Consider the following 21,105-nt stretch of genomic DNA (forward strand, 5'->3'; position numbering starts at 1 on the left):
CCTTTCTACCAAGCAATCGTTTCAACGGGATAGTTCAAATAATCCAGCCATTTAGCATCGGTTAAGTCAAATAGGGTCAATGAGATACCCGCCATTTCAATTGACGTCATATAATTACCAACTTTCATAAAAGCCGGTTTAATCCCTTTTTCAGCTAAAGCATCCAATAGGTCATGACTAAAGACGTATTGTTCCATTAACGGTGTCGCACCCATGCCGTTCACTAAAACGGCGTATTGATGCTGGCTGTCTAAATGGCCGGACTCATCTAATTTACCTAGTAATTCTGCCACTAAGGCTTTGGATGGCTTGATCTTTTCGCGGCGATATCCGGGTTCACTGTGAATTCCGACCCCATATTCAATCTCATCATCGGCCAACTCAAAACCAGGTTTGCCGACTTCAGGGACCGTGGCCGCGGATAAGGCAACCGCAATCGTTTTAATCTGCGGTAAGACCGCATGGGCCAACCGATCGAGTTCATCCAAGCTAGCACCTTGATCTGCGGCTGCCCCTAAGACTTTATGCATCAGTACCGTCCCCGCAACACCGCGCCGACCTTGGGTATACAGACTATCTTCGACCGCGATATCATCATCAACGACCACTGACTTCACATCAATATCATCCAGTTCTGCCATGTCTTTCGCCATATCAAAATTCATTACATCGCCTGAGTAATTTTTAATGATTAAAAACACGCCCTTACCTTGGTCAACCGCTTTAATGGCGGCATAGATCTGGTCTGGGGTTGGTGATGTAAAGACTTGACCAGCCACGGCCGCACTCAGCATCCCTTTGCCGACAAAGCCCGCATGACTCGGTTCATGACCACTGCCACCACCACTGACGAGACCAACTTTACCAACCATTGAGGCTTGGTCGCTGCGTACCATCGCCGTGGTATCCGGTAGTTGCGTTAAATATTGCGGATAAGCGCGCACTAGCCCATCGACCATTTCGGAGACAACGTCTTTAGGATCATTCAGAATTTTCTTCATTATGAGTCACAATCCTTTCTTGAATTCGCTTACAATTATAGCTACTACGCTTGGTGCTAATTGACTTAAATTGCCACTCTGGTTGACCCAGAATCGGCTGGAACGTGGTGGCCGCGTTTGGAAGCCAAAGGGCGGTCTTCCAAGCCGGGCTTTATCTAAGTCGGAAAATCACCGACTAAGATAAACGACACCACTGAGCCAATTCTGGCCCGCCCGGCGTTAACTAACGGGGATTGAAAAATCAACGATTGATTATTCATAATCCACTTATTTAGCCGAGAAGTTGGTTACTAAAATACTCAACCATGTCGTTGGCCTTAATGCGAGTGGTCTACTCGGACTTAGACCAAGGTCAGTTTTCAAGACCAAGCATCAACTCCTATCATTTAAAACCTAAGTAGCTCCACGTATAGTAATCTATTATCAGTCTAAAACAAAAGCCAAGCCAGTACCACCCAGAAATTTAACTTCTGTAATTGACCAACTTGGTCAATTTACAATTTATCTTATCAACCAATTTCATGTTTCCAACACTACTAATTAAATACCGCCACATCCACCTGTTTACCCAACTGATTCATCGCCGGCACCTGCTGTGATAACTGTCCCCCTTGTGACAAGGCCACAAGCACGACTGCCCGCTGACCTTGTACGAAAATAGCTGCATCATTTTCAACGCCATAAGTATCAAACTCACCGGTCTTATTGTAAACGGTCCGCGTCCCTGGCAGTAGCTTCGGTAGCTTCGTATGGTTCGTATTCGCCGCCATTAACTTTAACATCGCCGTATCAGCCGCTGTCGAGATTAACCGATGATGCCATAATTTCATCAACAATTGACCCAGATCACGCACCGACGTGACATTATCCCGACCCGCCGTCAACGCTTTTTGATCCATCATTTTGCGGCGCAACACCGTTTGTGACGCGCCGAGTCGCTTGATTTCCTGATTGACGGCACTAATTCCACCGACTTCATCAATCACAATATTGGTCGCCGTATTGTCACTAACCGTCATCATATAATGGAGTAATTCCTGAATTGTAAATGTCGAGCCAGTCGCCATCCCTTGCAAGCTCCCCGTACCGCCAACCTTATCCGTGGCTTTCAAAGTATAGGTCGTCGCCAAATTCAATTTTCCAGCGGCAACTTGTTGATAAACGGTCGCTAAGATGAATAATTTGATATCACTGGCAGCCTTTTGCGATTGATTATGCCACTGATACGTTTGCCCCGTGGTCGTCTGAATATAGACTGAATTCTGACCACCTAGCTTACCCATCGTCTGTTGAACAATACCTTTGAATGGTGAAGCTACTGCCGCTTTAGGCTTTGAACTTGCTCGTTTAGCAACGGCCGACTTCGCTTTAGATGTTGACTGAGATGCGCTGGTTTTAGCTGACTGCCGACTAGCTGAACTCGTTTTAGGTGCGACTTTAGTTGATTTTGACTGGCAACCACTCAACAGGACAACACCTAAGAGACTCCCTAAAAGTAAGATACCCCATTTTTTCATTTCTAATCTCCTCGTATCCAACTAAAAAAGCCATGCCAAACCGGCTAATTTCAAGCTGGTTTAGCACGGTTTCAGTTCATTATTGGACCCAGACTTCATTAACTAAGTCGCCGTCATATGATTTACCATCCGTTAAGACACTGTAATTATCATAAGAGGTATACCCATAGTAGGTTTCATGATCGCCGCCGCTCCAAGTGACGTCAATTTCAACATCAGCTTTGATGCTCTTTGTATCACTGGAATCTGAAGTCACATCGTAAGATAAGATGCCGGAAGCGCCGGATGCTTTAACCGTCGCGACCCCATGGAAAGCCGACCCGTCCGTATTATTCTGGACAACGGTCCCATCAGAACTGATCGTTAAGTCAGATTGCAGCCGGTCTTCATCATAATTATAGAATGAGTAATCGCCGACAAATTTGGAATAACTGTCAAAACTATTATTCGTGGCGGGCGTCGATTTGGCTGTCGTGGTGGTGGCCGTACTACCACTCTTAGTCGTTGTTGATTTATTGCTGCTGTCCTTGCTCTTCTTCAACAAGAACTTGTCATTACTCTTTTGCAACGTGAAGAACTCGGTCTTCAACGCACTGAATGACTTTTTATTTAAATCCGCTAAATCAATTGAGCTTAGCTTCTTGTTAGATTGTTTATACTTACCATCTGCATTCAAAGCTTGGGCATCTTTTAAGATGGCTTCCGCCTTTTTCAGCTTACTGTTATCCGTGTTGCTGGTTGATTTTGCAGTACTAGTCTGACTACTGCTGGCATGCTTACCCAACACCTTACCACTACCCGCATTGTTGGACCCGCAACCAGCCAAACTACCAACTGCTAGTAACGTGACTAATGCAGCTAACCACCGTTTTTTAAGTATCATAAAAACTCCTCCAAAGATTGTTGCTAAAATCATTTACAATTTTTAGTGTAAACTAACTCTGTCATAACTACAATAAGCGACGCCAAATATTAGTCATGGGATTAATGATTTCAGTCTAGCAAGCCACGTTAGCTGGTTAACTGACCGTACAAAAAAGACACTGATTTGATTATCAGCACCCATAAATTTTAATTTCAATTACTAGCAGAACTGCTGGCAGCGGCGGCTTCAACCCGTTTGACATAATCAATCGCAATGACCAGTCCAACGATCAACAATTCATCAGCTGAATCCTGAATCGTCATCTCATACTTATCGCCGATACTGAACCAGCGTTTCGCCACCCGACCGACTAACTGACCCTTTCGACTGACATCAAAATTCATGTCCCAAAAGTCTCCCGTCACCGTTAAACCGGCCGCGACTAAATCATAACGCGGCTTGAAAAAAGTAAACCGTTTTTGAATCGTCGCCACTTGCTGGTCTCCAATCTTTAAATAAAAGCGTGGTAACCAGGAAAACGGCTGCTTGATTACGGTGGCCACAATGTGATCATGTAAATCTAAGATATCAAAGTGTTTTGGTATCTTAAACAAGCTACCAACCGCCTGATAGACGGGATGATCTTGATGATCTAAAACCGCAAACTTTTCGCGCACAGACCAGACCTTTTGATTGAGATAAAGTTGTCGCATCATTACCCTCCGCTAGTTTTGCCAATTACCAGTCGCGGTGACCCGTGGCTGGTCGTTGCCTAGTTGTAATTCTTGCTCCACCGCCTGTTGACCGACCTGATTTAAATAATTAAACGGTTCATCGAAATTCGGCTGGAACAGCATATCGACATAAGCCAAGTCATCAATGGTATTACCATTTTGAATCATGACCGACATCGTATTTGCAGATTGCGACACATCATGTTTACTCCAGAATTGTGCCCCCAGCAACTGCCGATTTTCATAGTTATACACTAAATCGATCAATAACTCGGTCGGATTCGGCATGTAAGTTGGCCGATAGGGGCCGTCAAAGACGACATGGCGAATCGGCATCTTGTCGCGCTTGGCGGCAACGTACGTTAATCCCGTGGTCGCCAACGTGTAGTCAAATAACTTCATTGCCGAAGTCGCCTGGGTCCCCATATAGGGCTGAATATCACCGAAAACATTGATACCGGCCAACGCTCCTTGCCGTAATGCATTCGTCGCTAACGGCGTATAGGCCGGCGTCCCGGTCGGATTGAAGTTGACGACACATGCATCGCCAGCCGCATAGATATCAGGGTCAGAGGTCTGCACATAATCGTTAATAATAAGCGCGCCATGTCGGTCCATCTTGACTTGTTTGCGCAACAAGTCCGTATTCGGGACAAATCCAGTACAGACAATTGCCAAGTCTGCCCGATAATTACCACCCGATGATTCGATGATGACCTGACCATCATCCGCCGTATCAAAGCTCGTAACCCGCTCTTCCATGTGTAAATGCACACCATGGTCTTTCAATAACTGGGTGGCTTTGTTAGATAATTCTGGCCCAATATAGTTATTTAGGATCTGATCATGCGACTGAAATAACGACACTTCATGATTAGTTTCGGCATAACTTTCGGCTAATTCCGTCCCCATATAACCCGCACCAATCACCGCAATATGGTGATGCTCCTTGGCACTCGCATAGATGGCCTGGGCCTGTTTATAGTTTTTACATAACAGGACATTCGTCTGATCAATCCCAATAATTGGCGGCACGGCCACAGATGAACCGGTCGCCATAATCAACTTGTCGTAAGTATCATTAAAGACTTTCCCGGTCTGCATATCAGCGACTTGCAACGTTTTCGTCTTCGTATCGATCCGTAGCACATTATGCTTAAGCCGGACAGTTGCGCCCATCTTGACTAAGTCTTCTGGTGACGCATAGAACATATCCTCTAAGCGATCAATTTTCCCCGTTAAATACAAATAAATCCCACTTGAGACAAACGAAATATTATCGTTACGCTCATACACCGTGACGTCCGTTTCTGGATGGCGCTTCAAAATTTGTTTCGCGGCTGCAGTCCCCGCATGCGTACTCCCAACAATCACAATCTTCATGAGTCAACCCTCGTTTATTTTTAGTATGTATAGTTATCATTAAAAATTATTAATGACTAACACTTTTAACGACGCGTTCACTACGTCATAATTATCTTCCAGTGTAACACCAAACCTCGACATTCTAAAAGTATATCTTGCACGATTTACTTACTAATTATAACAGCTAGCCCATTTTGAACAATTAGTGTCACCAATCGCAACTCAAGCACTACCGCCCTCACTTTAGTAAGCTGAACTAACAATCTTTCAACTTCTAGTACCAGCCTAACTTGCCGCCTGCCGGTTGGTTCCTAAAACACTGGAACGCCATGGGCCATTTTGAAGCCAAAGTACGGTCTCCAAAATTGGCCTTGGCCTAAGTTCCAAGCAGACCACTCGCACTAAGGCCAACGACACGGCTGAGCATTTTAGGAACCAACGGCTCGGCTAGACTTGTTGATTGAACATTTTATAAATGTCGACTAATTAACGACGGGCGGGCCAGAATTGGCTCAGTGGTGTCGTTTGACTTAGCCGGTGATTTTTCCGGGTTAGTCAAAGCCCGGCTTGTGAGACCGCTCTTCGGCTCACAAACGTGGCCACCACGTTCCAGCCGATTCTGGCCCAACCAGAGTGGCAACTAATAAAAAAACTACCGTCAAATTTTGACAGTAGTTGTAATTAATCGAGTTATTTAGTGCTATCACGTTCCACTAGGCTAGTACCTAATTCCACGCGTTGGGGGGCTTTACGGCCTGTCTGTAGGCGATTGACGATCAGGTTGACCGCCGTTTCACCCATTAACTCCGTTTCGACATTCACCGAACTCAACTCCGGATAAACAAAAGTTGCTAACGAAGTATTATTAAAGCTAAACAATTTAACTTGTTCCGGCACCTTAATACCTGCGGACTGCAACGCTTTTAACGCTCCAGCGGCCATTGGATCATTGGCAATAAAGAACGCGCGTGGTAAATCTTTACCTAACGTTTCAATCGCGCGCTTCATCATTAAAAAGCCGGACTGACTCGTATAGTCGCCTTGAAAAACAGCTTTTGGATTATACGCATGGCGCTTATCCATTGCCAGCTTGAAACTAAGCAACCGTTGATCCGGTACTTGTAACGCATGGTCAGTCGTCGTTTCTATCCCGTGAATTAGGCCAATATCTTGAATACCCTGATGCCAGAAGTAGTCAACAACGTGTTCCGTCGCCAATTTAAAATCCGTCAAAACACTGTCAAAACCGGCTGCAAACTGATCGTTATCAACAAAGACCAACTTATCCGTCAACGCCGCCATAGCATCGACTTGTTGCGGGCTAAACTTACCGACCGCAATGATTGCATCGACATCGGCATCCAGCTGACCCGTATCACTCTGGAAAATCCGCGTTACTTCAAACTGTTTGGCTTGACCTTGACGTTCAATTCCCATTCGAATCGACATATAGTACAAGTCATCTTGTTCTTTGGATTCAGAATACCATTGCACAATCGCCAACTTTTTCTTGGCGACAGACGGGTTAGTATGCCGTTTATTCTTTGAATATTGTAAGTTATCCGCAACGGTGAAGATCCGTTGCCGGGTCTCATCGCCAACCGATAACGATTGATCATAATTTAAGACGCGCGAGACCGTCGCCAGCGAAACCCCGACTTCCTTTGCGATATCTTTTAAAGTTGTCGCCATTGATTTGGCCCCCTTGATTTAGTCTGCTTTAACCGCGGCCACAAACCGGTTGAATGCGGCTTCACCAGCGGCATCCCACTTGAAGACCCCGGCATCAGCTAAGACGCGCGCAAAGACTTGGCCAACTTCACGGTCGATCACCGCATCAACGTTGTCCGCGGTGATATTAGTCTTCGCTTTAATCGCGTCTGCCCATGGTTGGTGCATCGCTACCATTTGATTATGACGGCCTAAGAGATATTTTGCAACCTCTTGAAGTTCCGTCTTCAACCGCGCTGGTAAAATCGCGCGACCCATGACTTCAATCAAGCCGATATTTTCTTTCTTAATATGTTGGACGTCCTGATGTGGATGGAAGATGCCATCCGGATATTGCGTGGACGTTTGATTATCCCGCAAAACAAGGTCTAAGACATACTGATCGCCAACTTTCCGGGCAATCGGGGTCGTGGTGTGATGCCGGACATTATCAGTATAAGCTCTGACAGCCACGCTTTCATCAGAATAATCCATCCAAACGTTATGGATCTTAGTAGCCGCATCCAACAAGGCAACTTGGTCGGTACTCGTCAAGCGAATCGTCGACATCGGCCATTTGACAATTCCGGCTTCAACCCCAGCAATCCCTAAATCCAGCTGACGAGCAATCGGCGCTTTCATCATTGGAAAAACATGGCGGCCACCCTGGTAATGTTCATGTGACAACATCGAGCCACCTACAATCGGGAGATCGGCATTACTACCAACAAAGTAATGTGGGAACTGCTTCACGATTTCGAGCAAGTTACTAAACGTCTGACGATTGATCACCATTGGCCGATGAACTTGGTCCAAGAAGATCGAATGTTCATTGAAGTAAGCATACGGCGAATATTGGAACCCCCAAGTTTCACCACCAAGCGTCAAACGAATAATCCGATGATTACTGCGGGCAGGATAACCTAAGCGTCCTAAGTAACCTTCATTCTCCATGCAAAGCTGGCAAAGTGGATAGCCGTCTTGCGGTTGATTACGCGCCGCCGCAATGGCTTTCGGGTCCTTTTCTGGCTTCGATAAGTTGATGGTGATTTCTAAATCACCAAAGTCCGTCGTCGCTGGGAAGACCACGTTTTTAGCAATCGCCCGCGTCTTGATGTAGTCATTGGCCTTACTTAAGTGGTAGAAATAATCCGTCGCCGCTTGCGGACTTGTCTGATACTTGTTCCAAAACGTCTGATTTAACGCTGATGGCAATGGCGTGACTAAGTCCATCAACTGATCAGCTAAAATATCGCGATCAGATGGCGTGTCTTCAATCTTGCCATTAGTGAGCGCCGTTTGGACTAACGCATCCGTTAAGCTCGTCAGTTGGTCATCGACAGCAGTAACTGGATTATCGTCACCGACCAGCGCTAAAATGCGATTGTGGACATAGATTTGATCTAAGCCAGTGTAGGGCGATGGTGACGCCAACACAGCCTGCACAAATTGATCAACAGTTGTCATTAAGCTTGGCCTCCTCGATCGTTGTAGCCTTTAGGATGAGTCTGTTTCCAGTTCCAAGCAGTCTTGATAATTTCTTTAACATCATCGAACTGTGGGTCCCAACCTAACACGGTGCGGGCTTTATCACTAGCCGCCACTAACGTACTAGGGTCACCAGCCCGCCGTGGGGCCATTACCGCTGGAATCGGCTGACCGGTGACTTCACGGGCCGCATCTAGCATCTGTTTGTTTGAGAAACCAGTTGAAGAACCTAAGTTAAAGGCATCACTATCATGACCTTGTTTCAAGTAAGTCAACGCTAAGATATGGGCATCGGCTAAGTCAACCACATGGACATAGTCACGAACGTTGGTACCATCAGGAGTTGGATAGTCGTCACCAAAAATTTGCAATTGGTCGCGTTCACCAGCCGCCACTTGAAGGATAATTGGCACTAAGTGGGTCTCGGGATGGTGATCTTCACCAATACTGCCATCCGGCTTGGCACCAGCAACGTTAAAGTAACGTAAGGCCACGAATTTAATTCCGTAGGCGACATCCGACCAATGCATGATCTTTTCCATCGCTAATTTACTTTCACCGTAAGGATTGGTTGGCACTTGCGGATCAGTTTCCTTAATCGGAATTTGTTTAGGTTCGCCATACGTTGCGGCGGTTGATGAGAAGACAATCCGCTTAACGTCATGCGCATGCATCACTTCTAGCAAGTTAATCATCCCAGCCGTATTATTATCGAAATACTTTAACGGCTTCTTCATTGATTCCGGAACTACTGAGAAAGCAGCGAAATGAATTACCCCTTCAATGTCTTCTTGATCGAATACCGAATTCAAAAAGTCACTATCGCGCACATCACCTTCATAAAACCGCGCTTTAGCATTGACTGCGGCCCGATGACCGGTAACCAAATTATCAACGACGGCCACGTCATAACCCTTTGAAATTAATCGATCAACTGCATGTGACCCAATATAACCGGCGCCACCTAGTACTAAAACTGCCATTTTTTAGTTCCTCCTGATTTTTTGTTTGTTTTATGTTTATCTTTTAAAGTAGCTGGCTTCTACACTGCTACTTGCGCTACCTTTGCAAAATCTCTCTGTTTCAAAGGCGCAACCCATCTACAATGGTGTACCTGATGCTAGTTGAAATTGCCGCCTGCCGGTTGGTTCCTAAAACACTGGAACGCCATGGCTGAGCATTTTAGGACCCAACGGCTCGGCTAAATTTGTTGATTGAACATTTTATAAATATCGACTAACTAACGCCGGGCGGGCCAGAATTGGCTCAGTGGTGTCGTTTATCTTAGTCGTGGTTTTCCGACTTAGATAAAGCCCGGCTTTCGAGACCGCACTATGGCTCGAAAACGTGGCCACCACGTTCCAGCCGATTCTGGCCCAACCAGAGTGGCACCCTAATCCAACTAGTACCAAACATGTTTGTTTCTATTTAGTTTGCCGAAACGTGCTTGGCAAAGCTGGGGACTCCGCTTGCTACGCATCTAGAACGACTCGGAAAATCACCGAGTCATTCTAGATACTAGGCAATGCTCGACCCCAACCCGCTTCACCTCACACTCTAAGCGAGTTCCCGTGGGCCATCCGCAATTTCAGCGATATAAAAGCTAGCGTCATACCCAATCGCATTACGGTAAGCTTGCCCAACGTTTTCCTTAAAAGCGTCAACTTGGTCTTTTTGCACAATCGCAATCGCACAACCGCCAAAACCAGCACCGGTCATCCGGGCACCTAAGACCCCTGGTTGTTGCCAAGCGCTTTCGGCTAACGTATCAAGCTCTTTACCAGTTACTTCATAGTCAAAATGTAACGACACATGTGACGCCGTAACTAACGTGCCAAAAGTCGTCAAATCATCCGCGGCTAAAGCTTTCGTTGCGCGAATCGCACGTTGGTTCTCGAAAACAGCATGGCGGGCACGTTTGATTAAGGTTTCATCATTAATGAGGTAAGCTGCTTCATCAAATTGGTGTTCATCTAAATCACCTAATGATTTAATATCCAGTTTTGTCTGTAACCGACGTAAGGCTTCTTCACATTCGGAGCGCCGTTCGTTGTACTTTGAATCAGCTAATTCCCGTCGTTTATTCGTATTCATAATCACAATAACGTGGTTGCCGAGCTTAACTGGCGCATATGAATAATCCATCGTATTGGTATCTAGTAAAATTGCTTGGTCTTTTTTACCCATACCAACTGCAAATTGATCCATGATGCCTGAATTAACACCGACATAGTTGTTTTCACACTTTTGGCCAATTTTGACGAGATCCAATTGACTAACCTTCAAGTTAAAGGCGGTCTTTAGCACAATCCCCGTTAATAGTTCAATCGACGCTGACGATGATAACCCGGCACCATCAGGCATGTTCCCATGGACGTATAAGTCAAAGCCATGGTCGAAAGTCACACCCGTCTTAACTAGCTCGTCCATCATCCCTTTAGGATAATTAGTCCAACCAGCGGCCTTGTCATAACTTAAATCATTGATATCAAAGGTAACAATCCCTTGATCAGCGATATTAGCGGAATACATCCGAACCGTCGAATCTTGACGAGCTTTATAGACGCCGTAAGTCCCAATCGTAATCGCACATGGGAAAACGTGCCCACCATTATAATCCGTATGCTCACCAATTAAGTTGATCCGGCCGGGCGAGAAGAAGACCCGTTCTGGTTCGCTATCAAAGATTGCTTTAAATTCTTGTTTTAAGTCGCTGGTTTTCATAAATAGAGCCTCCGTTTGTTTTTTAGCTGTTTTACTAAAAGTTTTACTGACATAAATATAAGCCTTTTCATGGTTCGCGTCAATACGTTTTAATCGTTTTCATTTTATCAACTTATTTTTATCGGCCCAAATCCGTGTCAACTTAACATTTTCCATCATTAATGTCACTTGAGTCAGGTTAAATACGTAAAGAAAGCGCTTGACAATCCGTTACACCTTGAACTAAACTGCTTTAAGTAAACTTTAGTAAACAAACAACAAAAACAGTTACCTTATTTAGGAGGATTTAACTATGACATCAACGGAGAAAAATACCCGCCGTAAATTCTACGTCATCTTAATCTCACTCGCCGCCGGGATGGCGGGCTTACTATATGGTTACGATACTGCTTGTATCTCAGGGGCCATTGGCTTTTTAAAGACGCTCTATCATCTCTCACCGGCTGCACAAGGCTTCATTACCTCAAGTATTATGATTGGCGGGGTTATCGGGGTTGCCTTTTCAGGGTTCTTAAGTGATCGCTTTGGTCGGCGCATGATCTTAATGTGGGGCGCGGGCTTATTCTTTATCGCGGCCTTACTTTCAGCCATGACCCATACTCCAGCCGAATTAGTTGGCGCCCGGATCATTGGTGGGATTGGGATCGGGTTAGCCTCCTCATTAGCCACCACTTACATTTCCGAAGTGGCCCCCGCGGCGATTCGTGGCACGTTATCTTCCTTATATCAGCTTTTGACCACGATTGGGATTGCCTTAACTTACTTTGTGAATCTTCTAATCGTGAACCAGGGTGGCTATCACTGGGGCGAAGTTACTGGTTGGCGCTGGATGCTTGGCATTGGCGCGGTTCCGGCTTTACTCTTCTTCATTGCCTTAGTCGTTGCCCCTGAAAGTCCGCGTTGGCTGATTCAACATACGAAAGTTGAACAGGGATTTAACATCTTAGTCAAAATCAACGGTCAAACTGGCGCACAACATGAAATGACTGAAATCGCCACGGCGATTCGGCGTGACCGTAACTCAACTCTAGCTAAATTATTCCAACCAGGTTTACGACGCGCCTTACTTATTGGGATTTTCTTAGCTTTCTGTAATCAAGCAGCCGGAATGAACGTGATTATGTATTACGGTCCCCAGATTTTTCAAACAGCCGGCTTTGGTGGTAACTCTGAATTTATGGCTACCGCTGGGATTGGCGTTGTCAATATGGTTGCCACGATTGGCGCAACCTTAATGATTGATCGCGCTGGGCGTAAAAAGCTCTTAATGATTGGCGCGGTCTTATTAACCGCTTGGTCCGCCGCTATTGCGTATGCTTTTGCGACCGGTAATGGAACCTTGCTCCTAGTCAGTCTATTTGGATTCGTTATTTCATTTGCCATCTCCATGGGTCCGATTCCATGGATCATGATTCCCGAACTCTTCCCAACTTACTTGCGGGCCCGGGCTTCTGGAATTTGTACCGTCTTCTTATGGGGTGCTAACTGGGCTGTTGGTCAATTCACACCGGTCATGTTAAGTGCTTGGGGCGGTCGCAACACCTTCATCTTCTTTGCCATAATGAATATCATTATCTTTGTGGGGGTCCACTTCTTCGTCCCTGAGACTAAGGACAAGACCTTGGAAGAAATCGAAACCTTCTTCTGGCCAAAAGATCACGCTAAAGCAACTGAGACGACCGTCAACTTGACCCAAAGTCAAAACGAAACCCAAGCTCAGCTGCCCACGCATAAGAAATCGGAACAAAAGTAATGTCATGATTAGAAATTTGTGCTATTATAATAGTAATTATTAGGTACAGTTAGGGCCACAGCAATTGCTGTGGCCCTAACTTTTTGCCTTATTCGGTTACTTTAAAGCTTGATATTGATAACTAATCGTCTGCGTGACCGGCTGGCCAGGACGTAACACAATATCCCCAAAGCCAGTATGATTAATGGCATCGGGCAACGTTTGTGCTTCCGTTGCTAAGGCATTGTAATGATGTTGATTTTGTTGATCCTGATCAAATGGATTAGCCGTATAAATAATCAGACTATTCCGATCTGAATACAAATCAACTCGACGTTTACCGGCTAAATCACCAACACTCGCAATTGGTTGATCAGCGCTTGGTGTGACTTCATAAGCATCATCGAATTCGATCTTATCCGTTTCCACTTTTAATTGGTTAAGTGAATCTTGTACTGGTTGCGGATAATTGAAATCATACGCCGTGTCTTTAACAGAAAATCGTTTACCAGTCGGGATCTTCGTGTCATTAAATTCCAAATGAGTCGCACTATGAATCTGTAACCATTGTTGTGCTAAGCTCGTCCGGTCATCAGTCGTGTTCCAGTACACATGATTAGTCGGATTAAATAAAGTAGCCGCATCCGTATCACCCGTAAAGGCAATCGACACCCGATTATCATTCGTTAACGTGAACTTAATCTGCACGTCTAAATTTCCCGGGTAATTATCCTCAGTATGGTCAATATGACGACGCAACGTCACACTAGCACTATCAGCAGTTTGACTCAATTCACCCGCAAAATGTAACGTATTAAAACCATGCGCACCCCCGTGTAAGGAATGTGTCTTCTCATTCATATCCACATGATATGTCTGTCCATCGATATTGAATTGGGCGCCGCCGATTCGACCAGCGACCCGACCGATCGATTGGCACAAGCAAAAGCCGACACGCTGGTAATCGGCCATACTATCAAGACTCCAGATTAACGGCTTTTCAACGCCATCTTCATTGACAACAAATTCTTGCCAAGTCCCCCCATAACTAAGAACTGAAATACGAGTCTGTTGATCATTAATTAAGGTATAGCGTGTCACCGGTTGGCCGTCGACTGCGCCAAAATCACTTGTTTTTGTTTCCACTGTAGGACACCTCCGTGTTTAATAAACCGTTTTCATTATAGCAGATAAATTTATCTTATTTAGTAAATTTTTACTTTTGCATCCGTTTAAATTCAACAAAAAATCGACCGCTAAAAGGATCAGTTCCTTTTGAGCGGTCAACTACCAAGACTCTTGTGGTAAAAAGTTATATTTCTTATAGTCACGTTGATTGTACTTTTTTGATGGCAACAAGAGGTGATGATGATCAATAAACAATGGATAAAAATAATAGAGCTGTTCAGTCACAATGACACCAATAACCCGAATACCAGAACTACGCTTCGCGGCTAATTGCCAAATGTTTGACTCCTCATCTAACTTGACATTAGGATGTAATTTTCCTATCACTTTTAACGCCAGTTCACGCTCTACATCTGTCAAACGGTGGCAATGTCTTTGATTATTAGCTAAAATTGGCTTAATATTTGCTTCAATATCACCAAAAAATTCGTTGATCAAGAAGAAAAAATGTTGCGCAGCCTCATGTTCATTCGACAATGCATTAGTAAACTTGCGTCCAACATATGCATGGGTCCAATTAGGATAGTGATTAAAATCAATGAAAAGTTTTTCGACTAACCCACTACCCGTGTTATTTTTGACCATTCCATGCGGTTTTTTCCGATTCGCAACTTTTCTTGCCATTAAACCGCCGACTGAGCCATATAGTAATCAAAAATAGCCTGGTCACTAAGCTCTTTGGAGCTGGCATTTAAAGGTGATATTCCCTGACGTGCCATTTGCCAAGGCTTTTCTTGATGCGTAATACTTTCCAATTCATCAGCAGTATAACTACCATATTCTTCCCAGACTTGCTGCAAAATATCTTCAACTTCATCTGAAAATTGCGGTACATTAACTTGTTTGGGAATATTGTGATAACCATATTCGCGATACTTATGATAAATTTCTGGTAAAACTGGGCCATGTACCCAGGCTTCAAAATGATCATTAAATAACTGATTATCCAAATGATGATCATCTTCATTCGTCAGGGTCAAGACCCATGCATATGCATAGTAAAGCAACTTCTGCAGTTTCTTCGGTGACATACTATCCCGAGCTAAATACCAATCGGCAACCTGGTCAGCCGTATATTGCATCGTCATTATACCCCTCCTTTTAACGTTATAACTCTAAATTCAGAATACCATTAAATTGTAACGATTAGATATAATTTACGTAAATTTACAGTATCTTTTTTGGTATCAACAGGTATACTACTGGCTAAGTAAGTCTAAAGCAACCAATAACTCCTACACATACAAATCACCTAACAATAATCAAATCCCAACTAAGATAATTTGATAAAAACCATCTTAGTTGGGATTTTTACACACTATTTAACCTTAAACTGAACTTTCTCGATAGATAATCTTCGATGGTAACGTCACCATACGCGGTAAACGCTCCGGATCTTGCATGCGACGAATTAATTGGTCAATGGCTAATTTACCCATCTCTTCACTGTAGGCATGAACCGTACTTAACTGTGGATTCGTATAGGTTGCCACCAAGCTATCATTGAAACCAATAATGCTAACTCGTTGGGGCACTGCAAGCTTGGCTTCCTGCAAAGCTCGCAAAGCACCCACTCCCATCGCATCGTTGCCAACCAAAAAAGCATGCGGTAAACGATCGCCCAGTTTTTTTATAGCTTGTTGCATCAACGCATATCCAGATTCAGGAGTGAATTCACCTTGGAATAAGAAGTCAGCGTTGAATAAATCTAAATCCTTTAATTCGCGCATATACGTGCCCGTTCGCGCATCATGCAAGGGTTGTTTATTACCATTCGTCGTTTCACTACCAACTAATAACCCAATATCTTGAATTCCCTGATCAATAAAATGTTCAATGATCATTTTAGTTGGCGTCGCATAATCGCCGTTCACACAATCAATGGCTTCCGTCAATGAATTCGTGGCAACCACAACTAATGGCAACCTTAACGCTTTGAACTGGCGTAGTTCATCGCGATCAAAGCGGCCAATCGCAACGATCCCCTGAACAGAGCGGTCAAATTCTGGTAACGCACTATCCGTGGTCGCTACGATGGTTTCAAACTTTTGCGCCGTTGCTTCAACAACACTCCCATGTTGAACTTGCATATAGAACAAATCATTTAACTCAGCCTCAAGTGAATGCCATTGCAACAACGCAATTCGTTTAACCGCCTTTTTCTTCGGCTTCTTCTTACTTTTCTGATAGTGCAGATCCTCAGCAATCTCAAAGATACGTTGCCGAGTCTCAGTCGTCACCGCTAAACTCTTGTCATAGTTCAATACCCGTGACACCGTACTTGGTGACACCTGAGCCTTACTAGCAATATCCTGAATTGTGGCCATTTAAATCTCATCCCTTCACATTTTCTCATTAGCCATATGAAAGGATTGCTGTCACTATGCTTCCACTGGTACTGAAACTGGTTGGTTAGCAGGCAATACTAACTGTTGGCCAGCATAGTTCAACGTTCCTCCGGCTTGAGTAGCCTGAACCGTTAACGTGCCATCACTAATCGTTATGTTAATTGTACCGTCTGCAATTGGTAAGGTACAGTCTAAATCTGTAAACCAGTCCGTATGGGGCGCAACTTCAAAGGTGGCATAACCTGGCTTAGTCGGCTGGAGGCCCATCACATAGCGACCTAACAAGTACAACGGACTAGAACCCCAAGCATGGCAGAGACTCTTCCCGAACTTATCGCCATACATGGCGTATTCCGCTGGCTTGGTTTCGTTTGGATCGAAATATTCCCAGAAGGTCGTCGCACCGTGTTGAAGCATCCCACCCCAGTATGACTTAATCTGATCCTTCAAATTATCAAACATTCCCAGCTTAGCGAAAACTTCGAGTTCCCAGAATTTGAAGTAAGGCGTATTAATGGCCGTAATCTCATCATTTAATAAAACGTTATTAATAATTTGTTTAGTTTCGGCAGTCGTCGTGTAGTCAAACAAGACGGCAAAGATATTAGCATGCCGTGTCACATGGTGCTTACCAGATTCGTAGCTGTCAATAAACGCACCCTTTTCAGCATCCCAGAAATATTGCCAAATATTGCGTTTTAAGTCTGTAAATTTCGATTCAAACTCCGTACTTTCAATCCCTAGAATACTTTGAATATGACTCATCGCTTGGTAAGACCGGGCTAACAACATTTGTTCCGCAGAAACCGTACCATCATAATCGATATCAGCCCAATCAACATAGACCCAATCACCTTTACGCCCGTAGATAAAGCCTAAATCATTCGTTTGCGCCATGCAGTAGCGCATCAACGATTCTACTTTCGGATAGATCGCCTTTAAAAAGGTCTTGTCAGCAAACGTTTGATAATATTGTTCGACGCCAATAATCCAGTACATCGAATAATCAATGATGGTATCCAAATGTTGCTTAATATCCAGATTGCCACGTAAGGCCAGCATCGTTCGTTCAACTAAGCCTTTATCGAAGAAATCATACTGATTCATATAGTAGCTTTGATAAGCATCGCCCGCCCAAATCCAACGATCACGTTTGGCACCGTCAATAATAAATAGACCTGAACATAACCGTAATGTCCGATCTGAGATCTTCCAAATCTCATCTAGTTCCTGATCAGAAGACTTAAAGTGACTAATCGCTGGGAAATCAACATATTGATAATCGGCCGTAATCGTAGCAACTTGATCTAAGTTAGGTTCACCGGGGACAAAGAGATAGCGGAAAGCCCGCAACTTTGTCCGATAAGTGTCCGCCTGATAGCTACCAAAATCGGACTGACCTTGATCTAAAGTTTGCTTCATATAGGTCATCTCAACGTCCAACGCTTCAGTTTCGCTTTCACCATAACAAATTATTAATGGCTTGAAGCCCTGCTTGAAGGCCACCTGTGTCACTGCGGTATAGTCATGACCAAAGTCGAGCAGTGTCCCGCCATTAACGACTTTAATTGCCAATGGTTGTAACAGCCGATGACTATATTCAAAAGTCATTGGGTTTTGATCCGCGCGGGTAAAGTACTTGTTAGCGCCAACGGGTAGTGGGTCGCCCAAGTAATTAGTTGCTAGCCAGCTCGCGTCTGAGTGAATCACGTCGCCTTGAATAAAGGCGGATGGTAAACCAGAAAGATTCCCAACAATCACTTCAATCTTGACATTACCGACTGGACAAACAATATCGGTATTAAAGGGGTGCTTAATTTGTTGGGGGTCCGTCTGACCGGCAACTGGGAGATTAATCACCACGTTCCCTCGACCGTGACCTTGAACGGTAAAATGAGTCGGCGCCGTAATCTGATAAGTCTTACTGAAGACCACGTTATGATTCCAGCCTGGCGTATACCAATAAGCCGGCCAGAAAAAGCCGCGTTCTTCGCGATCAAAATTTTGTTTCATTCCTTGGTAGATTTCAAAATCACCAGGGTACCAAATCCATTGTGTTTGTGTCATGAGTTTTCCTCCTAATGTGGTATCGCTTTCAAAATCATTAAAACTCTTATTTAGTAAATTGTCAATATTTACTAAATAATCATAGACAAATCAAAAATTCCGGTTATTATTAGTACTGAGGGATTAATTGATAGCGCTTTAATAAATGAGTTAATCCCGCATCACAGGTTACTAGCTAACATTTGTTTGTAATTGATTAGTACCGCGCGGGTCATTTACTAAACATTAAAATGAAGGCGAATACATTTAGTGATTAACTGGATTAAAGCCTGTGTGCTTGGTGTTAGTAGTTAAAATTGCCGCCTGCCGGTTGGTTCCTAAAATGCTGGAACGCCATGGGTCATTTTGAAGCCAAAAAACGGTCTTCAAAAATGACCTTGGCCTAAGTCCGAGTAGCCCACTCGCACTAAGGCCAACGACACGGCTGAGTATTTTAGCAACCAACCTCTCGGCTAAAGTTACAACTTGAACACTGTTTATAAGTAATCAATCAGTTAACGCCGGGCGGGTCAGCATTGGCTCAGTGGTGTCGTTTGACTTAGTTGAGTGGTCTGCTCAGCTTAGTCAAAGCCCGGCTTATGAGACCGCACTTCGGCTCATAAACGTGGCCACCACGTTCCAGCCGATGCTGACCCAACCAGAGTGGCAACTTAATCCAACTAGTACCAAGCGTAACCCTGCTCACAATTAGAACTTGGCAAAATTAATCCGATCAACGACGACTCAAGAAGAGCTGTAGTTCTACAGTAGCCTAGGTCCGTTCTTAACCTGTATGGGTTGTCATTGATTCTGAACAATCTCTTGAATCATCAAGCTTGTCGCAGGATTCAGATTTAAAAACTAGCTTTTCTACAGCACCCCATAACCTGTATTTTAGCTACACAACTCATGTTTTTTTGACATTGTTAGCGCTATCAGGTCGTTGTTTAATAGAGTTGCATCATAAATTAAAGCGTTTTCTTATTTCATTTCATGGAGGGTCATTATTATGGCAAGTAATCAAGAATCAGATCGAGCACTGACCAAACAGTATATGCCGTTAGCAACAGCTGCTGGGATTGGGTCTATGCTTGGATCAGGTATTATCGTTGGTTTGTCAGCTACCATTACGGTCTGGCAAGCTGGCTTAGGCTTAACTACTGGACAAGTCGGCATCATCTCAGCCGGCCTAACCTTTGCAATTGCATTTGGGTCATTATTCGCCGGCACAATCACCAAAACTTTTGGCTTAATTCGGTCATTTAACTGGATTAATTTATTCTATGCTATTGGTGCCGCAATCTGTATTTTTGCAAATGGGTTTGGCATGCTACTCGCTGGGGTAATCATTACTGGATTAGCTTCCGGTGCTGATTTACCGATTTCCTTAACCGTTGTTTCTCACGATGCCCCAGACGAAACAACTTCTGCTAACTTAGTTTCTTCAACACAACTATTCTGGCAAGTTGGGGTCTTCGCCTCATACATTTGTTCATTTATCGTTTCGACCATGTCCGGTGCAGCTGGTGCGCGCGTGGTCTTCACCATCTTAGCCGTTTGTGCCGTGATCACTTGGATCTGGCGGACATTCTCCAAAAAGTTCGCTCGGTTCCATGTCGAGGGCGACAAGTTGCGGGCAGCTGAAAAAGCCGCTAACCCTAATAGCGATGCTGCTAAAGTTTCGCTTAAAGATGTCTTATTTGGTAGTGACAAGAAATTCTTGAAGTTTTTCGCTGCAATTCTAATTTTCTATGTTTGCTGGAACTTATTGGCTAACACTTGGGGTCAATTCCAAACCTTCACTTTAGTACAAGCACATGCCTCACAAAGCTTTGCCACTGGTGCTGGGATTGTCTTAAATGTGGTTTCCTTAGTCGCAACCATGATCTTTACATCAGTTGCCGGCGGGAAACATCGTAACCAAGCCTTCTTCTTTGGGATTGCGGTTCAATTCTTTGCCATGATTGGAATGGCAATTAGTGGGTCTTCGCTCTGGCCAATCGTTATCGCTATTGCCATTTACAACATGGGGAACCCAATCGCTGGGGAAGCCATTTACAAAGTGTGGACCCAAGAATCCTTCCCAGTTGAGACTCGTTCAGCTATTCAAGGCTTTATTAATGGCTTCTCACGTCTCTGCTGTGGGTTATTTGCCTTCGTTACCCCTTACTTAGTCTTACCAAGTCATATTCGGACTTCGATGTGGGGCTTCGCCGGGATCGTTGCTGTTGCCTGCATCTCAGGGATTATCATGATGCGCTTACAAAAACATTATCGGGTCGGTGCCGCTGAAAATGCACGTGAAGATGCGACTAATCGTCAATAATAGTGCTAAATTAAGCCCGGGTAACCGGGTTTAATTTGCACTATTTATGTAAGCGAATTCA

Annotated in this window: 16 protein-coding genes; 2 read left to right on the top strand and 14 right to left on the bottom strand. The window is 44.3% G+C overall.

Annotated features, from left to right (window positions below):
- Positions 1–5: 5 nt before the first annotated feature.
- From dhaK to FFM80_RS01205, 9 genes are all read right to left on the bottom strand, one after another.
- On the bottom strand, positions 6–1,001 hold the full coding sequence (dhaK, locus tag FFM80_RS01165; protein ID WP_137639143.1) for a dihydroxyacetone kinase subunit DhaK: 996 nt from the start codon (positions 999–1,001) through the stop codon (positions 6–8).
- Between the two features lie 536 nt (positions 1,002–1,537).
- Positions 1,538–2,518: a serine hydrolase gene (locus FFM80_RS01170; RefSeq protein WP_137639144.1), complete on the bottom strand. Its 981-nt coding sequence runs from the start codon at positions 2,516–2,518 to the stop codon at positions 1,538–1,540.
- Between the two features lie 79 nt (positions 2,519–2,597).
- Positions 2,598–3,401 carry a hypothetical protein gene (locus FFM80_RS01175; RefSeq protein ID WP_137639145.1) on the bottom strand — a complete coding sequence of 268 codons (804 nt, stop codon included), beginning with the start codon at positions 3,399–3,401 and terminating at the stop codon, positions 2,598–2,600.
- Between the two features lie 194 nt (positions 3,402–3,595).
- Positions 3,596–4,096: an LURP-one-related/scramblase family protein gene (locus FFM80_RS01180; protein ID WP_171001007.1), complete on the bottom strand. Its 501-nt coding sequence runs from the start codon at positions 4,094–4,096 to the stop codon at positions 3,596–3,598.
- A 12-nt stretch (positions 4,097–4,108) separates the two neighbouring features.
- Entirely contained in the window at positions 4,109–5,500 is a 1,392-nt protein-coding gene (locus FFM80_RS01185) for an FAD-dependent oxidoreductase (RefSeq protein ID WP_137639147.1), read from the bottom strand.
- Between the two features lie 672 nt (positions 5,501–6,172).
- Positions 6,173–7,174 (bottom strand): LacI family DNA-binding transcriptional regulator, encoded by a 1,002-nt coding sequence (locus FFM80_RS01190; RefSeq protein WP_137639148.1) that lies wholly within the window; start codon positions 7,172–7,174, stop codon positions 6,173–6,175.
- A gap of 18 nt (positions 7,175–7,192) precedes the next feature.
- Positions 7,193–8,659: a UDP-glucose--hexose-1-phosphate uridylyltransferase gene (locus FFM80_RS01195; RefSeq protein ID WP_137639149.1), complete on the bottom strand. Its 1,467-nt coding sequence runs from the start codon at positions 8,657–8,659 to the stop codon at positions 7,193–7,195.
- A complete protein-coding gene (gene galE, locus FFM80_RS01200) occupies positions 8,659–9,663 on the bottom strand; it encodes a UDP-glucose 4-epimerase GalE (RefSeq protein ID WP_137639150.1) in 1,005 nt (334 codons plus the stop codon). Before galE ends, FFM80_RS01195 begins: the two co-directional genes overlap by 1 nt.
- Before the next feature lie 574 nt (positions 9,664–10,237).
- Positions 10,238–11,404, bottom strand: a complete 1,167-nt coding sequence (locus tag FFM80_RS01205; protein WP_137639151.1) for a galactokinase — start codon at positions 11,402–11,404, stop codon at positions 10,238–10,240.
- A gap of 292 nt (positions 11,405–11,696) precedes the next feature.
- Between FFM80_RS01205 and FFM80_RS01210 the strand changes: the two genes are divergently transcribed.
- A complete protein-coding gene (locus FFM80_RS01210) occupies positions 11,697–13,157 on the top strand; it encodes a sugar porter family MFS transporter (protein WP_137639152.1) in 1,461 nt (486 codons plus the stop codon).
- Between the two features lie 96 nt (positions 13,158–13,253).
- Here FFM80_RS01210 and FFM80_RS01215 read toward each other — a convergent pair whose 3' ends face one another.
- The 5 genes from FFM80_RS01215 to FFM80_RS01235 form a co-directional block, all read right to left on the bottom strand.
- On the bottom strand, positions 13,254–14,282 hold the full coding sequence (locus tag FFM80_RS01215) for an aldose epimerase family protein (protein WP_137639153.1): 1,029 nt from the start codon (positions 14,280–14,282) through the stop codon (positions 13,254–13,256).
- Between the two features lie 141 nt (positions 14,283–14,423).
- Positions 14,424–14,948: a hypothetical protein gene (locus tag FFM80_RS01220; protein WP_137639154.1), complete on the bottom strand. Its 525-nt coding sequence runs from the start codon at positions 14,946–14,948 to the stop codon at positions 14,424–14,426.
- Positions 14,948–15,412: a Panacea domain-containing protein gene (locus tag FFM80_RS01225; RefSeq protein ID WP_307722447.1), complete on the bottom strand. Its 465-nt coding sequence runs from the start codon at positions 15,410–15,412 to the stop codon at positions 14,948–14,950. The genes FFM80_RS01220 and FFM80_RS01225 overlap by 1 nt, the downstream gene beginning before the upstream one ends.
- A gap of 240 nt (positions 15,413–15,652) precedes the next feature.
- Complete coding sequence (locus tag FFM80_RS01230) at positions 15,653–16,651, bottom strand: LacI family DNA-binding transcriptional regulator (RefSeq protein ID WP_137639155.1); 999 nt, start codon at positions 16,649–16,651, stop codon at positions 15,653–15,655.
- A gap of 54 nt (positions 16,652–16,705) precedes the next feature.
- Positions 16,706–18,739 carry an alpha-L-rhamnosidase-related protein gene (locus FFM80_RS01235; protein WP_137639156.1) on the bottom strand — a complete coding sequence of 678 codons (2,034 nt, stop codon included), beginning with the start codon at positions 18,737–18,739 and terminating at the stop codon, positions 16,706–16,708.
- A gap of 988 nt (positions 18,740–19,727) precedes the next feature.
- Between FFM80_RS01235 and FFM80_RS01240 the strand changes: the two genes are divergently transcribed.
- A complete protein-coding gene (locus FFM80_RS01240) occupies positions 19,728–21,044 on the top strand; it encodes an MFS transporter (protein WP_137639157.1) in 1,317 nt (438 codons plus the stop codon).
- The last annotated feature ends 61 nt before the right edge of the window (positions 21,045–21,105 follow it).

Source organism: Lactiplantibacillus dongliensis (assembly GCF_005405105.1).
Classification (GTDB): Bacteria; Bacillota; Bacilli; order Lactobacillales; family Lactobacillaceae; genus Lactiplantibacillus; species Lactiplantibacillus dongliensis.

Coding starts and splice junctions, on each gene's coding strand:
- FFM80_RS01235 (WP_137639156.1), bottom strand. CDS start 18,739: ATGACACAAACACAATGGATTTGGTACCCTGGTGATTTTGAAATCTAC.
- FFM80_RS01225 (WP_307722447.1), bottom strand. CDS start 15,412: ATGACGATGCAATATACGGCTGACCAGGTTGCCGATTGGTATTTAGCT.
- FFM80_RS01210 (WP_137639152.1), top strand. CDS start 11,697: ATGACATCAACGGAGAAAAATACCCGCCGTAAATTCTACGTCATCTTA.
- FFM80_RS01205 (WP_137639151.1), bottom strand. CDS start 11,404: ATGAAAACCAGCGACTTAAAACAAGAATTTAAAGCAATCTTTGATAGC.
- FFM80_RS01230 (WP_137639155.1), bottom strand. CDS start 16,651: ATGGCCACAATTCAGGATATTGCTAGTAAGGCTCAGGTGTCACCAAGT.
- FFM80_RS01180 (WP_171001007.1), bottom strand. CDS start 4,096: ATGCGACAACTTTATCTCAATCAAAAGGTCTGGTCTGTGCGCGAAAAG.
- FFM80_RS01175 (WP_137639145.1), bottom strand. CDS start 3,401: ATGATACTTAAAAAACGGTGGTTAGCTGCATTAGTCACGTTACTAGCA.
- dhaK (WP_137639143.1), bottom strand. CDS start 1,001: ATGAAGAAAATTCTGAATGATCCTAAAGACGTTGTCTCCGAAATGGTC.
- FFM80_RS01185 (WP_137639147.1), bottom strand. CDS start 5,500: ATGAAGATTGTGATTGTTGGGAGTACGCATGCGGGGACTGCAGCCGCG.
- FFM80_RS01170 (WP_137639144.1), bottom strand. CDS start 2,518: ATGAAAAAATGGGGTATCTTACTTTTAGGGAGTCTCTTAGGTGTTGTC.
- FFM80_RS01220 (WP_137639154.1), bottom strand. CDS start 14,948: ATGGCAAGAAAAGTTGCGAATCGGAAAAAACCGCATGGAATGGTCAAA.
- FFM80_RS01240 (WP_137639157.1), top strand. CDS start 19,728: ATGGCAAGTAATCAAGAATCAGATCGAGCACTGACCAAACAGTATATG.
- FFM80_RS01190 (WP_137639148.1), bottom strand. CDS start 7,174: ATGGCGACAACTTTAAAAGATATCGCAAAGGAAGTCGGGGTTTCGCTG.
- galE (WP_137639150.1), bottom strand. CDS start 9,663: ATGGCAGTTTTAGTACTAGGTGGCGCCGGTTATATTGGGTCACATGCA.
- FFM80_RS01195 (WP_137639149.1), bottom strand. CDS start 8,659: ATGACAACTGTTGATCAATTTGTGCAGGCTGTGTTGGCGTCACCATCG.